The sequence below is a fragment of the Culicoidibacter larvae genome, from assembly GCF_005771635.1.
Taxonomy (GTDB): domain Bacteria; phylum Bacillota_I; class Bacilli_A; order Culicoidibacterales; family Culicoidibacteraceae; genus Culicoidibacter; species Culicoidibacter larvae.
The window spans coordinates 89,446-104,291 of record NZ_VBWP01000006.1; the positions used below are offsets into that span (position 1 = coordinate 89,446).

At 38.4% G+C, this 14,846-nt stretch carries 9 protein-coding genes; 1 reads left to right on the forward strand and 8 read right to left on the reverse strand.

Features of this window, described 5'->3' with window-relative positions:
• Positions 1–129: 129 nt before the first annotated feature.
• The 6 genes from FEZ08_RS07915 to FEZ08_RS07940 form a co-directional block, all read right to left on the reverse strand.
• Positions 130–5,184: an immunoglobulin-like domain-containing protein gene (locus FEZ08_RS07915; RefSeq protein WP_138191245.1), complete on the reverse strand. Its 5,055-nt coding sequence runs from the start codon at positions 5,182–5,184 to the stop codon at positions 130–132.
• A gap of 108 nt (positions 5,185–5,292) precedes the next feature.
• The gene (locus FEZ08_RS07920) at positions 5,293–5,946 is read right to left on the reverse strand and encodes a hypothetical protein (protein WP_138191188.1); all 654 of its coding nucleotides are present in this window, start codon (positions 5,944–5,946) and stop codon (positions 5,293–5,295) included.
• Positions 5,924–7,321: a sensor histidine kinase gene (locus tag FEZ08_RS07925; protein ID WP_138191189.1), complete on the reverse strand. Its 1,398-nt coding sequence runs from the start codon at positions 7,319–7,321 to the stop codon at positions 5,924–5,926. Before FEZ08_RS07925 ends, FEZ08_RS07920 begins: the two co-directional genes overlap by 23 nt.
• Before the next feature lie 2 nt (positions 7,322–7,323).
• Positions 7,324–7,992, reverse strand: a complete 669-nt coding sequence (locus FEZ08_RS07930) for a response regulator transcription factor (RefSeq protein ID WP_138191190.1) — start codon at positions 7,990–7,992, stop codon at positions 7,324–7,326.
• 256 nt (positions 7,993–8,248) lie between these two features.
• Positions 8,249–9,403 (reverse strand): MucBP domain-containing protein, encoded by a 1,155-nt coding sequence (locus FEZ08_RS07935; protein WP_138191191.1) that lies wholly within the window; start codon positions 9,401–9,403, stop codon positions 8,249–8,251.
• Positions 9,404–9,677: 274 nt separating this feature from the next.
• Entirely contained in the window at positions 9,678–11,555 is a 1,878-nt protein-coding gene (locus FEZ08_RS07940) for a MucBP domain-containing protein (RefSeq protein WP_138191247.1), read from the reverse strand.
• Between the two features lie 275 nt (positions 11,556–11,830).
• Between FEZ08_RS07940 and FEZ08_RS07945 the strand changes: the two genes are divergently transcribed.
• On the forward strand, positions 11,831–12,121 hold the full coding sequence (locus FEZ08_RS07945; protein WP_138191192.1) for a hypothetical protein: 291 nt from the start codon (positions 11,831–11,833) through the stop codon (positions 12,119–12,121).
• Positions 12,122–12,150: 29 nt separating this feature from the next.
• Here the strand turns inward: FEZ08_RS07945 and FEZ08_RS07950 are convergent, their stop codons facing one another.
• Both FEZ08_RS07950 and FEZ08_RS07955 read right to left on the reverse strand, forming a co-directional pair.
• Positions 12,151–13,644, reverse strand: coding sequence for a leucine-rich repeat domain-containing protein (locus tag FEZ08_RS07950; protein ID WP_138191193.1), 1,494 nt, complete (start codon positions 13,642–13,644; stop codon positions 12,151–12,153).
• A 206-nt stretch (positions 13,645–13,850) separates the two neighbouring features.
• Complete coding sequence (locus FEZ08_RS07955; RefSeq protein WP_138191194.1) at positions 13,851–14,717, reverse strand: NAD(P)-dependent oxidoreductase; 867 nt, start codon at positions 14,715–14,717, stop codon at positions 13,851–13,853.
• Positions 14,718–14,846 lie beyond the last annotated feature (129 nt).

Genomic DNA, 14,846 nt, shown 5'->3' on the forward strand with positions numbered 1-14,846 from the left:
AATGAATAATTTTTTCATATTTGGGTAAAATAAAACCCCCGCCGGCTGAAACGAGGAAAGTTAAATGGGGGTCTCTCCTCGTTTCAGCCGGCGGGGGTTTTTGGCTAAGAGCAGGCGCCTGTTCTTAGCTTATGCTTTTTTACGCTTAGCGATAATAGCAATCACACTTGATGCTGCCGCTAATAGTAAGCCGCCTAGAATCAGCATTTCAAATTCGCTGGTTCCGGTTGACGGTAGATCATTTTTATCGCGGTCGTCGATAACATCTACAATAACTGTTGCATTTTCTTCAATAACTTCAGTGTCATTTGCAAATGCACTCATTGTTGATCCGCCGCTTTGGTGGTCAATGTTAAGTACTACCGCAACGCTGCTTGCAGTATCAACAAGTTGCAGGTTGCTGACATCTGCGGTAACCGGCATGCTGTATGAGCCAGTGATGTCGGTTTTGGTTCCAGTCGCATTGGTATGCGCTAAAACATGTTGCTCAAGGTTACCATTAACAACTTGATTTTGTAATTCACTTAAAGTCATTGTCATGTTGTTTCCTTGAACATTGTAGTACACTAGATTTTCACCAACAACTGCTTTTACAGTAATTGTTGTTCCTTTAGTAGTTGCAAAGGTAACATCATAGTAACCTTGTACTGCTTTTACTTGCGAAATATCAACGCTGCTTACGACAACATTGCTGCCATCACTTAATTTCCAAGCAATTGCGCCGGCACGAGTGACTGCATCAGCATCAGTTAAATTCGCTGCTTCATCTAATGTAAGGCTAAAGTTGTCAGCTATAATTGCTTCGTCATCACCGAATACCGGCGGATTAACGTAGTCGACGATTGCTTTTACAGTAATGTTTGTTCCTTTGGCGGTTGCAAAGGTGACGTCATACACACCTTTAGCAGACTGTACTTGCGAAATATCAACAGTTGTTATTGCCACATCAGCACCACTGCCAAGCAGCCAAGCTTTTGCCTGAGCAAAAGTAATCGCTTCTGCTTGCGTTAAATTGCTCGCTTGATCAGGAGTTAAGCTAAAATCGTTAGCAACAATACTTTCATCATCGTTTATTACTGGTGGTCGTGTATAACCTACAACCGCCTTAACTGTCGTTGTCGTTCCTTTTATAGTTGCAAAGCTTACATCATATACACCAACGCTTGCTTGTACGGCGCTAATATCTACTGATGTAATAGCTACATCAAGACCAGTACCATGTTCCCAAGCTTTTGCTCCAGCTAATTGAATGGCCTGCGTTTGGGTAAGTGCCGCTGCTTCATCGGTTGTTATATTGAAATCATCAGCAATAATTGTTTCTTTATCTCCGGCAATTGGCGGGTTAGTATAGTCGACAATTGCTTTGATAGTAATAGTCGTTCCTTTAGTGGTTGCAAAAGTGACATCATAGATACCTTTTGCAGCCTGCACCGCACTGATATCAATAGTTGTAATAGTTACATCAGTGCCAGTTCCTTGCTCCCAAGCTTTCGCTCCGGCACGAGTGACTGCCTCAGCTTCAGTTAATGCTGCTGCCTCAGCAAGACTTAATGTAAAGTCATCAGCAATAATTGTTTCTTTATCTCCGGCAATTGGTGGATTATTATAATCAACAATTGCTTTTACAGTAATCGTCGTTCCCTTTGCAGTTGAAAACGTGACATCATACACACCTTTAGCAGCTTGGACCGCGCTAATATCCGTAGCGGTGATCGCTACATCGCTACCGGTTCCTTGTACCCATGCTTTCGCTTTCGCCAAGGTCACTGCTTGCGCCTCGGTTAATGCTCCAGCTTCTGCAACTGTCAATTGGAAATCATCAGCTACAATTGTTTCCTCATTACCGGCAATTGGCGGGTTAGTATAATCAACGACTGCTTTTACAGTAATAGTTGTTCCTTTTGCAGTTGCAAAAGTGACATCATATACGCCTTTAACAGCCTGCACTGCACTGATATCAGTCGTTGCTATTGCAACATCGCTACCTGTTCCTTGCACCCAAGCTTTTACTCCGGCGCGAACCGCGGCATCAGCCTCAGTTAACGCTGCTGCTTCGGCAACAGTCAATCGGAAATCATCAGCAATAATTGTTTCTTCTTGCCCGGCAATTGGCGGATTGCTATAATCTACAATTGCCTTCACGGTAATAGTTGTTCCTTTCGCAGTTGCAAAAGTGACATCGTATACACCTTTAGCAGTTTGTACTGCGCTAATATCTGTAGTGGTAATCACTACATCGCTACCCGTTCCATGTTCCCAAGCTTTTGCTCCGGCACGAATAATTGCGTCGCCTTCAGTCAATGCCGCTGCCTCTGCAAGGCTCAATTTGAAATCGTCAGCAATAATTGTTTCATCCTGACCAGCTATTGGCGGGTTGACATAATCAACAATCGCCTTAATGGTAATTGATGTGCCATTCGCCGTAGCGAAGGTCACATCGTATACGCCTTTCGCCCCTTGAACCTGACTGATATCCGTTTGTGTAATTGCTACATCAGCACCATCAGTCAAGCTCCATGCTTTCGCTCCGGCACGGGTTATTGCATCATTTTCGGTTAAAGCATTCGCCTCAGCAACACTTAATTCGAAACTATCGGCAACTATCGCTTCATTATTTGCACTGATTGGCGGATTGACATAGTCAACTAAATACTTCCGGAAGCCGGTTACAGTATTATTGTCATTGTCAGTTACCGAATAATTGATGGTGTAAACGCCTTTAGCAGCCGTATTAACAGAACCTGTATTAGTAATGGCTGCGGTTAAATCAAGATCTTCAACATCAGTTGCGCTGACACCAGTCATTACATTTGGCGCCGCTGCATTTAATGCTAAGTTCACATTTTGCGGGTTAATCGTCATCACCGGAATATTCCCGGTAGTGATTTTTACTAATACTGTCTTAGTTGTTCCGCCAGCCAAAGTATAAGTAACATAATAGTCACCTGCTTGGCTACCGTCGTATATCACAGTTGCATTGTTTTCATCTTTAACCACTGTTGTTTTAGTAGTAATTGCTGCACCGGTTGTTAAATCCCAAGCCGCAAAGCCGGTTACTTGATCTAAAGTTTTACCGCTTACTGCACTTGGCAAGTAATTACCACCGATTGCATAGAGCATCTCTGTATTGGATTCATCATTCGGATCATCAACCGTTGGTCCAAATTTAGTATTATCATCATAAACAATAACTTTATTGGTTTTTACAATTCCTTGATAGCTATAAGTGGCATTATAAACACCAACTTTTGCTTGTACTGAGCTATTACCAACAACGACGCTATTAGTTTCAACAACTCCGGTTTCCAAATTCCATGCTTTTACATTGGCAGCAGTCAAGTAATTCAGAGCTGCCACATCGTTAACATGTACCCGAATATCTTGAGCTCGTAATGCGTAGTTAGCATCTTCTGGGTTTGGCTCAGTGTCAGTCAGGGTATTTTCATCCATAACATTCACTAAAGTACTGGTTGTCGTTTGTAACATTGAAGTATCAGTAACACTGTATGTTACATTGGCACTTGGACCAACCTCATAGGTATTTTTACCACTAATCGGGGTTAAGCCAAATTTTGACCAATCAATTGTTGTGTTTGCATAATCCGTATTCAAAACATTCTTATTGATTCGGCCTAATAGTTCTGCATTGGTAGTAAAATCATCCAGTTTGTTGTTTTCAATATCGTTAGTGCCATTCTTCATTTTCTTCTCAACCGCTGCGAGCAAAGCACTATCAACTTCGGCGGCTGTGGCGCCGGAGTTGATTCTTACGTTCAAATAATCAAAAGTTGGTAATTTTGGAGCAAAATCAATAGTTTGTTCAAAGGTTCCAATGAAACCTTCATAACTACCATACAATGGTGTCGGTGTATCAAAAATGTCACCACCACTGCGTGTATATCCAAAAGCTAAGATATTGCCATTACCTAAATCCTGAACCCCGGCAAAAACATGATCAACATTCGAATCAATCATATTAGCATTAATAAGGCTCAAATCTTCATCAAATGATGCAATATATGCTCCGGCAGTCGTAGCAAACCCAGCGAATTTTCCGCTTGGATTTGTCTTTCCGGAAATAAAATACTTTTCATCTTGTGCCGGATTCGTTAATGACATGGCAACATCCATAGTTGTTCCCGAACCGCTGTAATCAACACTTTTAACAATATTGCCGGTTGTTTTATCAACTTCCATCAGTGTTAAGGTATCAACAGATTGTCCATAATCCCTAACAATGTAGTTTCCACTGCTAGTCTCCGACAAGGCTTTATAATTTTGATAACCATTCGTTCCGGTCGCTATTACATTAATGACATTTAAATTACCATCATAAAGGACAAGTGCCTGATTCATTGGCCCGTTAGTTCCCAATGTTGCTAAAATGTTACCATTATCTAACGGAGTGAATGTTGCACCAAACCAAGTGGTTCCGCTGTCCCATGGAATATCCAACTCTTTATAGGTTCCGCTATAACTTCCGTCTGGGTTTAATTTATATGCAGTAACCGGACCATGATTAGGCGAACCAACCGCAAAAGATGCCCAGCCGCTGCTGTTGGGAATCAACGAGCCTGATTGCGCGCTTCCCGGTACCGGTGAAGTCGTTGGTAAGCCCAATGAAGTTTCCGGTGTTACCAAGTTACCATCTTTATCTACAGCAATCTTTAAGTTGCTATCAGTAATTAAATAATAAGTGCCGGCATTGGGGTCTTGATTGGCAAAAAAACTAAGTCCAATATACTGACGTGCACCCAAAGGCATCACAGTATTAATAATATTGAAATTAAGATCGGTCTTAACAATTTTTGCCTGTGATGTTGTTCCTGTTGTTGATTTCGTGTTGTTGATAAACAAATACCCATCAGACACTTTTTGAATTTTAGTAATTTGATCTTGCACTATCGATCCATCTGCCGAACCACCTGGCCAAGTCAAATCTGCACTTGAAATATATTCGCCAATCGGATTAAAAATCCGTCTGGTCTGACTCGCGCTTTGCGCATAGTCACCACTCACCGGCGAATCCTTCTTTACCGTATAGTCGCTATAACCGCTTCCGCCCGGTAAAACAATGTCATCGCTGGGATGAGCACTTACTATTGCGCCTTGACTAATAAAACTAGTCAAAGCAATTCCGGCACTCAAACAAACTTTGAGCGACTTTTTATAAAAGTTCTTCATTGATATCCCTCCCGTATCAATAAAATAGTAACATGCACTAAAAACCGTTACTATATATAATAAAAGAAGTTTATGATTTTTTCACATAAACATCTTTGTCTCTTCAAATTATTCTTCATATAGCAACTTTTCAGTTTCCTTATAAAGCCGTTGCGAACGAAAATACAATATTGTAATTAACACCAGCGGTACTACCAAAAATAAAATAATTAGAACCGTCACTACCACAAAAGTATATTCCTGCAACACCCCGAACCCTGAAGAATAATAAGACTTAGCATCATCAAAAATAACCTCAGGAACTACCCGGGCATTCACTGTAATTGAAGTACCAAGCTCAGTAGCAAAACTTACCAAATAACCGCTTGCAGAATTACTCGTCCGTACACTAGCAATGGCAATCTCATGACCATCATAGGTACTCCATGCATGAGCACGCGCCAAAGCAATTAGCTGTACCTCACTTAACTCGCCGATGTCAGCATTAGTCAATTCAAAATCATAAGCATCAATAGCCTCTTGATACACCTCAGAAACAATGGTTCTCGGAAAAGTAACCGTCACATAAATAATACGCTCTTCAGTAACATTACCATCACGAATTTGCAACCGCACTGCATAAGTCCCGGCCTCTTCAACATACTGCAATTCTTCCTGACTGATAGGCTCCTTGGTTAAAGGCTGTGAGGCTTGCACCGGCATTGCAAGCATGCCAATCCAAGCCAAAAAAACTACACTACTAAGAAGCAGGCGTTTCATCATCCACCAACTCCTTAAAAACAATGGTAATTGTCACCAAGTCATTATCTATCGCCAATGAATACTTACCATCAAGCATCCGCGAAAGCTCCTCAATCAAATACAAACCATTCCCGCTGCTGTACTGATGCTCGCGCTCACTGCGTTGCTCGCTGAAAGCCTGGAAAAACTGAGCATTATTCTCAATCCGCTCAACATTGATCGGATCAGTAAGGTTACGGCAAACAAGGGTATACTCGCTGGCATCACCAAACAGCTCAATTTCAATCTCGCTGCCCGGCTGCGCATATGCAATCGCATTGGAAAGCACATTATGAATCAGTAACTTCAAACTTACCCGGTTCGAAATAACCTCTAGTTTTTCCGGTTGCTCAACCGAAAGCAGCAATTGCTTCTGACGCACACTACTAAAAAACTTCTGCTTCTCTTCCGAAATAATCGCAACTACATCTAAACGTTCCATCACACTCTGCTCATTTGATAACCCAGTCTCTAAAACGTTCAAAATACCATTCAGTTGATTTAAAATCGCATCACTCTGTGCCACATTAAATGCCAGTGATTCCTTATCAACATGAGCATCACCATATAAAAGTTTATATTCATTTTCCATCATAATCTCATGCACCGGCGTCTTCAAATCATGCACCAAGGCACGCGAATACAAAATATTCGCCTCTAAGTTATCACGAGCATTCTCTAAATCACGTTCAAGCTCAGTATAGTCCTTCAATACATTGCTGGAAAATCGACTTACCTTATTAGTAAATTGTTTAAATTTCTTATTGATAACATCATCATGAACAACCTCGATAGTATCGAAGTTGTTCATCTCAGCTTTCGCCAAAGAATCCTTTAGATTATTTAATGGTTTAAAGAATACCCACTGAATATAAGCGACGAATGCCAGGATAACCACGAATAAAATAGTGGTAAAAATAATCATCCCGACAAAATAGTTATTTAAAAGCGACTTTGCGGTCGGCATCTGATAAAGACTATACCAGAAGCTGGTTTTACCATTGTTAGTTTCAACATTGCCTTGCTTCTCCATCAACACCGCTGACTGGTTGACGCTTCCCTGCAGAAGCGTCGCAGTCGGATTGGCAATATTGGTTGTATTATAAATAACTTCGTTATTATTATAGACAACTATCTCCATAGGAAAATCCGCAATAGTTTGGGCTATTGCGGTTTGTGTCTGCTCAATTGTTGGCTGTTGCATTGCAGTATTTAGACTTTTTTCAGCATCTTGTATATAGCTCTGCTCTGAATAAACATACTGATTTGGCATCAATATTATAAAAAAAATAAAGACAACAAATATAACTAAGTATGTAAAAACAAAAGTCCCCCGCATTTGTTTAATTTTCTGCATAATTATTCAACCCATTTATATCCGTATCCGCGAATTGAAACTATTGACTGAATCCCTAGTTTACGGCGGATATCTTTAATATGGACATCAATAACCCGTTCATCAATGAACTCATATTTAACATCCCAAAAAGCATTTATAAACTCTTCGCGAGTAATAACCTTGTTTTTATGCTCGAGCAAATAAGCCAGCAAGTCAAACTCTTTGCGGCTCAAAGCTACTTCTTGACCATTCTGAATCACTTTTCTTGATTCAACATGGCACTCAATATGTTCAACCTTAGAATAAAACTTAACATCTTTCAGCTGATTCTCCCGTTCGAGAATCGTTTCGATGTATTTCAACAATAAGTCAACATGAACATCTTTTTGTAAATATTGATCGACATAAATATCCAATGCCTGTAGCTCTGTCTCAACCGTTGGCATACCGGTTAAAATAATTGTTTTCATCTTAGGATGAAACTTCTTAATTGTTTGTAAGAATTTGATACCATCAATCGTATCCATCATTAAATCACTAATAATTAAATCATATTTCTTTTGACCAACCATAACGATTCCGTCCACAGGATCGTTTGAAATATCAATATGATACCCGGCGGCCTCCAAAATTTTCTTTAGCCTTTCGCTGTAACTTACATTATCATCTACTATTAAAATAGAACTCATAATGCCCCCTCCTAAATTAGCGGGAAAAACTCCCCCATTAAATACATACTCTTTTATATTACTAAATAAAGGTACATAAAATCAATATAGTTCAATAATCCACGCAAATGTGAAAAATATGTACACTTTCATTTTACCAAAACGAACTACACAAATAACATACATAATATGTAAAAATTGTGTAGCTAGTACATAAAACTCTTTTGCGGGAAAATAAGAAAAGCATGCCACCTGAGGCGGCATGCTTTTGAAAAAACTATTTTAAATAATGTTTAGCTAAATACTTTATGCTTGCTAAGGCAATAAGCGCTGTACTCACAAACAATAAACCAATTGCCGTTGCTTCTCCTGAATATAATCCAGTATTCGGCAAAACGATTTCATCACTTGCCGCTGTATTATTATCAATGCTTGCAACTGGATCTTTTTGATAAATAAAAGTAATCTCGTCCGATTGAACAATTGTGTCAGTTATAACACTGCCACCATTCATTCTTGGTAAACCAGCAGCAGTCCAATCAGCTTTAGTCCAAAATACTGTCTCGCCCCATAGCACATTATATCTTGGCGAGCTTAAATCTGCATTATATAAGTTTTCAAGCCACACATCAACAGTACCATCATCATAATAACGATTCATATATTTGTATCCATAGGTTTCATTTGCTAAAACAATATAATCCATATTAGATACCACTCTTGATAGAAATCCGGAAGTATTTCCTGTTGTTGATACATACGAATAACCACTAAGCATCGGCGGACTGATATTATATTGCATAGCAGCAAGACTATTAAAAGCAAACGGAGCAGAAATTTGCTCACCATTTTCATCCACAAAATTTATCTTTACTGTTGGTGCAGTTAATAATATCTGCACCTCACTTGTGCCTTTATTTGGCTCATCAATAGTAAAGTTTAATTGATCACCGCCACCATCGGCAACGATAAATGTTCTGGTTTCTGATGTTATTATACTACCATATGTTACATCAAGAATATCAACAATCGCATTATCTTTTACATATATTAGGTGAATTTGTTTTTCTCCGGTAGCAAGATACAATTGATAATCAACACTTAAATAATAAGCAACATTTTGCGGCTTATTCAAATATATCATATCAACAATAAGATAATCCGGATTCGTATCAACATACGGGAACGCTGCATTTGCAGGATCATAGGTTAATTGAATATAATCAGGTATAGTTAGCGAGCTTCTCAGCAAGTATTGTTGTGTTATTGCCAAGTTGTTGTCTGGTTTAATAACTTCAATATTCTCCCCAAGAATATCATTTGTTTCCTGTACGTTATTTGTCGAAATAACATTTTCGACGGTTACGTCCTCCGAAATTACATTGTTTTCCGTTGTCGCAAATACTGAAGTACTATTAATTATAACCAACATTATTATTACCCCAATAAATAAAAATTTCCTGTATTTAAGATATTTCATAGTTCTCTCCCATTCAAACTAATTATTAATAAATAAAAACTCATGTATATTTCATTTTTTTCTCATTTACTATATTTTAATTATATAAAACATCATCGCTAAACTCTATCAAGAAAATATGTATTATTATGGAAATAGAACCCATAATGATGGTATTCACTCCTATTTCTTGGTTAAATATAAAACTAGGAGGAGCTTGACTCCTCCTAGTTTATCTACTAAATATTTACTTATTAAATTTTCTTCTCAAGAATAACAATCCGCCACTAGCTAATACGGTAACCAGCCCGAGGCCGATAAATGTAATATGATTTTGCCCGGTTACCGGTAATTCTGGTTGTACCGGCGCTTCTTTTTCAGTTGCATATATGTATGTCACCGTCAGTAAATTTTCCGAAAATCTACCAGTTACAGCTGCACTCTCAGTATGCATTTGTTTAAAAGTATACCCTGCAAAACTTGATCGCTCAGTAGTATAATTTTCACCGATTGAGCCAACTAAAAGTGTATCCGCACATAAAGCATTACCAGCTTCATCAACATGTCTTACCAATACACCAACTCGTTTAACGGTCACTTGCGGTGAAGGTAAACTTGTTTGTTTAGTAAAATCACTGACACCCTCTTTTGCTTCTTTAGAATCCATATAATCTACAACTGCCGATTCATTCGTATCATATGTATAATCTCCAGGCTGATTGGGGATATCTTTTAATTCAATTCTAAAAGTAAATTTTAAAACATCATCTTTCGTTGCTTCTTTATTAATATCCCAAGTCACTGTTTCTTTACCATTCACATCAGTTGAAACATTATATACGTATGGATATACACCGTTATCTTCGCTTCCGAATCCATAACTGCCATTACCAAGGTCAGTAACCGCAAGTGCCACATCATTTAAAAGTACTGTTGGCTGAATGCCGGGAACAATTTTAAAATCTGGATGAACAACGTCAGTAATTTTTCCTTTACCTAAAAGGTATATTAATTCGCTTTCAATATCATCAAGCATATCAAGGAAAGTATCACCGTTTGTTGTTTCATAACGAGTGCCGATTTCTTGCTCAAACCAATCTTTATAACTATTAGTCACGGTGTTGAATTTAATCTTGTATGCTTCGCCACCTGCTCCGGTTTGTGGCTGATATGGCGTTGTAACTGCCATGACATTATATCCGCTTGCTTTCATATCTTTAAACAAGTTTCCGGTTAAATAAATGTTCTTTTCCATCATCGTTGGCCAAGCTGCCGATCTCGTTAACGTATAAGTTGGCATTGTCGCTTTCTCAGCTTCAGTGAACGTATGAATAAATGAATATTGCCAACTATCCGGATATTCACCAATTGCTGCGCCTGCTTGTAGCAAGTACGGTTCAGTCTGACTGTCAACTGGTGTTCCATTAAAGAATACTTTATTATCAATCAGATTAGCTATAGCATCAACAGTCAATACTGATGCTTCTGAATTAGCTGCTTGTGTATAGTAATACTTGCCATTAAAATCGCTGTTATTGGTATTGAACCCAATAATGGTTCCATCCATAAAGAATTGTGATACGCCGGTACCATTACCTGCATCAGATTTATAACCACCAAAATCACTGGCTAATACAATATATTTATGATCCGCAGTGCCACTATCAAGAATATCCTTACCAATTAAAAGTCCACCATACATGTTAGAACCAGCTGTATAGCTTGCAGCAAAGCCATTCTTAATTGCAGTAATATTAGCATCGTTCAATTCCATCAAACCATTCAGCTTGTTGCTGACATTAATGTTAAATGTTACAATACCAATATTTACAATTAAATTATCTTGTGCATTCAACTTATCAACAAAATCATTGAATTGTTGCTTAACAGCTGAAAAACTTGAAATGGTTGTCGTATCCAAAACAAAAACAATATCTACCGTTTCCGGCTCTTCCATTGCTTGAGTCGGCAACGTGAAAGTCACATCATATTGATGTGCTGTATCAGTTGCTGAAGCACTCTTGCCAATATCCAGTTCATTAGGTTCCGCAGCAAAAGCATGTAAGCCGTTCAACGAAAATACCATTGCTACACTCATAATCGCCATTAATAATTTCTTTTTCATAACCAAATACTCCCTTTCAAATACCCCCCAAGGGTTCTTGATATATTAATCATAGCTCTATTTGTGAAGTTCATCAACATTTTTAAAATGAATTTTATGTACTTTAAGAACAAGTGATGTTTAAATAACTTATTTTGCATAAATTTCATAAATCAGTTACGCTCCTTTTTTTGCTAGTCATAGTACAATAAAATAATTCTTTGACAATTTAATGTATATATATATCACTATTGAATTTTTTTTGATATACTTAGAGCAGAAAGGAGTGGATGAAAATGGCAAAAGAAGATCTTTCTAATGTTAAAGAAATTGTCGAGAGCGCAACAGAAACTGTTGAAAATGTTCCCGGCAAAATTCATGTTGACTTTGATAATATAAGAGCTCATCTGGACACTTTCAACGAAACTTATCAAACAAGTTTCACCGCAACTACACCAGCACATGAAATTCAGGAATATTTTACAAACTATTATGTAGAATTAATCCAACGGGTTATGTACAAAAAAACCAATCCGCAGAGAGCTTTCAACCATCACTTTGATGGTTATGCAGAAATTGAAATCTAAAAAAGCAACGTCTGATGACGTTGCTTTTTTTATTTCCTCTTTACAGATTTTCTTAGAAGTAGCGTTGCGCCAAATGCCATAATCCCCCCGGCAATCAGCAATTCTGTATTAACACCACCAGTAACTGGTAGCGTAACTTGATTATTGATTGATGAATTAATACCACTGTCGTAATTTCCCTCGGCACTATTTTCCCCAGACGTGTGCCCATCCCCGATAAAAGTAATTGGTTGCGTAACCGTCCCGCTATAATTGACAAAAATCCCGTTGCTCAAACGTTGGCTCCAAGTATAGCTCAGTACATTTGTTTCATTAGACAAATCACTCCAAGCAATACTGCCGTTCAGGAAAACGCCACTATTGCTAATAGTATCCGGTGCTAAGAACGAACCATCTAAAGCAACTGTTTCATTACTTAAAGTAAAACTACCATCAACCACAGTTTGTTCATCAAGCACGATTGTCTGTCTGCTTGCGCTTACGCTTAACAAACTTGGTAACACTGCCAAACTACTAATATCCTGAATATGATTGCCATCCATACCAATCGTATAAAGGTTAGTTAAACCAGTAAGATCTGGTAACTCACTAATATTATTATTACCAAATTGCACATGAGTCAAATTTTGCAAATTACTGAGTACACTAATATCACTAACCTGATTGGTATCGAACCCAAGGTTCATTAACAATGGCATATTACCCAACACACTAACATCCGTCAATTGCATATTACTTATATATAGTGTTTGCAACTGACTGAGTGTAGCCAAAGAGCTTACATCACTAATTGCCTTATTATGTGAAAGTTGTAAAATCGTTAATGTTGGCACTTCACTTAATGGTGTTACATCGGTAATAAAATTAACTTGCAACGATAAATAATTAAGACTGCTCATTTCGCTCATATCCGGTAACTCGCTGATTTGATTCATATCCAGATAAATAGTTGTCAGCATACTTAACTGAGTAATTGGTTTAATATCACTAATCAGATTTGAATCCATATAAGTATTTTCTAAACGCGTAAAATTTGCCATAACACTAATATCGCTAATTTTATTGTCCCGCATCCGGAAATCACTCATCTTGGTCAAACCGGCAAGCGCAGAAATATCTTCTATCTCATTATAAGACAAATCTAAATAAGTTAACTCTGTAAGTCCGGCAAGCGGTGTCACATCACTAATCGAATGCTGTGCTAAATCTATTTTAGCTAGATGAGTCAATCTTTCGATCCCTGCTAGAGTCTGGACTCCCGGAACCGGATCCTCATCCTCATTTGCATAATTCGGACTCCAAACCTGTTTTATCGTATCTAAATCAGTTTGCGTCACAATATCATTCACTTGCTTAACCGGACGAAAACTCTTAGCAATTATTTCTGCTAGCGCTTGATCCGGAAACAACTCGGCAATAGTTGCCGGTGGTTCAATCTGGTCTGCCGCATGAACTATAGTATTAGTGAAGACTCCCCCGAGCATCATTAATACCGCAAACAATACGGTCACTAATTTTTTCATTATAACTTTCCCCCATTTCTCATTTTTAATTTAAAAGTTATCATGTTTTTAATTTTTAACCAATAATCATTTTAACACAAAATACTTTATCTGCTCAATAATTCCAAAAATAAACACAAATAGCAAATAAAACCCATATTCTGAACAATCCCAAAAACAACCCCGATCGGATAAAATCCGATCGGGGTTGCCAAAATACACTCAAACTATTGTTTCTTATACCACTCAATAATTGCCTGCGTGCCTAAATCCATTTTTCCATTATCAATAAGTGTCTCATAAATCTCATTTGCCAACTGTAACCCGGGTAATTCAACTTGATGTTCACTAATTTCATCCAAAGCAATATTCATGTCTTTGACAAAATGCTTAATATAAAAGCCCGGCTGATAATCACCGCTAACAGCTTTAGGTCCGTTATTAACCAGTTGCCAGCTTGAAGCTGAACCACTGCCGACTGTTGCCAATACTTTTTCCGGATCTAAACCAACCTGCTGGGCATAAGTTAAGACCTCAGCCATACCAATTAAGCTGCCTGCAATTCCAATTTGGTTCGCCATCTTGGCATGTTGACCAAATCCAGCAGCACCATGCAAAGTAATCGACTTTCCGAATACTGAAAGAATTGGTAAAATCGTGTCAAAGTCAGCGTCCTCACCGCCGACCATAATCGTCAGCGTTCCATTGATTGCGCCTAAGTCACCACCGGTGACCGGCGCATCCAACGCATGCACGCCAAGCTCCTGCGCCTGCTTACTGATTCGTTGCGCCAAACGCGGTTCTGATGTTGTTAAGTCAACAACATACTTCCCGGCAGTAATCGCCTTAAAAATACCATCATTGGCAAAATACACATCCTCAACATCTTTAGGAAACCCAACCATAGTAAAAATGACATCCGCGCTTACTGTCACCAATGCAATTGTATCGCACCAAACCATACCTGCGGCAATCAACGATTCTGCCTTTGCCTTCGTTCTTGTATATCCATATACTTCATAACCGGCTCTCAGCAAGTGTCCAATAATCGGACCACCCATAACGCCGATACCAATAAAACCAATCTTCTTCATATAGCTCACTCCAGTCTCTGCTTCTATTATACTGAATAAAACAAATAAAAAAAACACTCGTTTTCAAAACGAGTGTTTTTCACCTTTCCGTAAAAAGCAAAATAGTGAAAAAATATTAGCTCCGGCTTT

What these genes read in the sequence shown, in the direction of transcription:
- FEZ08_RS07915 (WP_138191245.1), bottom strand. Translation starts at nt 5,184, where the DNA reads ATGAAGAACTTTTATAAAAAGTCGCTCAAAGTTTGTTTGAGTGCCGGA.
- FEZ08_RS07920 (WP_138191188.1), bottom strand. Translation starts at nt 5,946, where the DNA reads ATGATGAAACGCCTGCTTCTTAGTAGTGTAGTTTTTTTGGCTTGGATT.
- FEZ08_RS07925 (WP_138191189.1), bottom strand. Translation starts at nt 7,321, where the DNA reads ATGCAGAAAATTAAACAAATGCGGGGGACTTTTGTTTTTACATACTTA.
- FEZ08_RS07930 (WP_138191190.1), bottom strand. Translation starts at nt 7,992, where the DNA reads ATGAGTTCTATTTTAATAGTAGATGATAATGTAAGTTACAGCGAAAGG.
- FEZ08_RS07935 (WP_138191191.1), bottom strand. Translation starts at nt 9,403, where the DNA reads ATGTTGGTTATAATTAATAGTACTTCAGTATTTGCGACAACGGAAAAC.
- FEZ08_RS07940 (WP_138191247.1), bottom strand. Translation starts at nt 11,555, where the DNA reads ATGAAAAAGAAATTATTAATGGCGATTATGAGTGTAGCAATGGTATTT.
- FEZ08_RS07945 (WP_138191192.1), top strand. Translation starts at nt 11,831, where the DNA reads ATGGCAAAAGAAGATCTTTCTAATGTTAAAGAAATTGTCGAGAGCGCA.
- FEZ08_RS07950 (WP_138191193.1), bottom strand. Translation starts at nt 13,644, where the DNA reads ATGAAAAAATTAGTGACCGTATTGTTTGCGGTATTAATGATGCTCGGG.
- FEZ08_RS07955 (WP_138191194.1), bottom strand. Translation starts at nt 14,717, where the DNA reads ATGAAGAAGATTGGTTTTATTGGTATCGGCGTTATGGGTGGTCCGATT.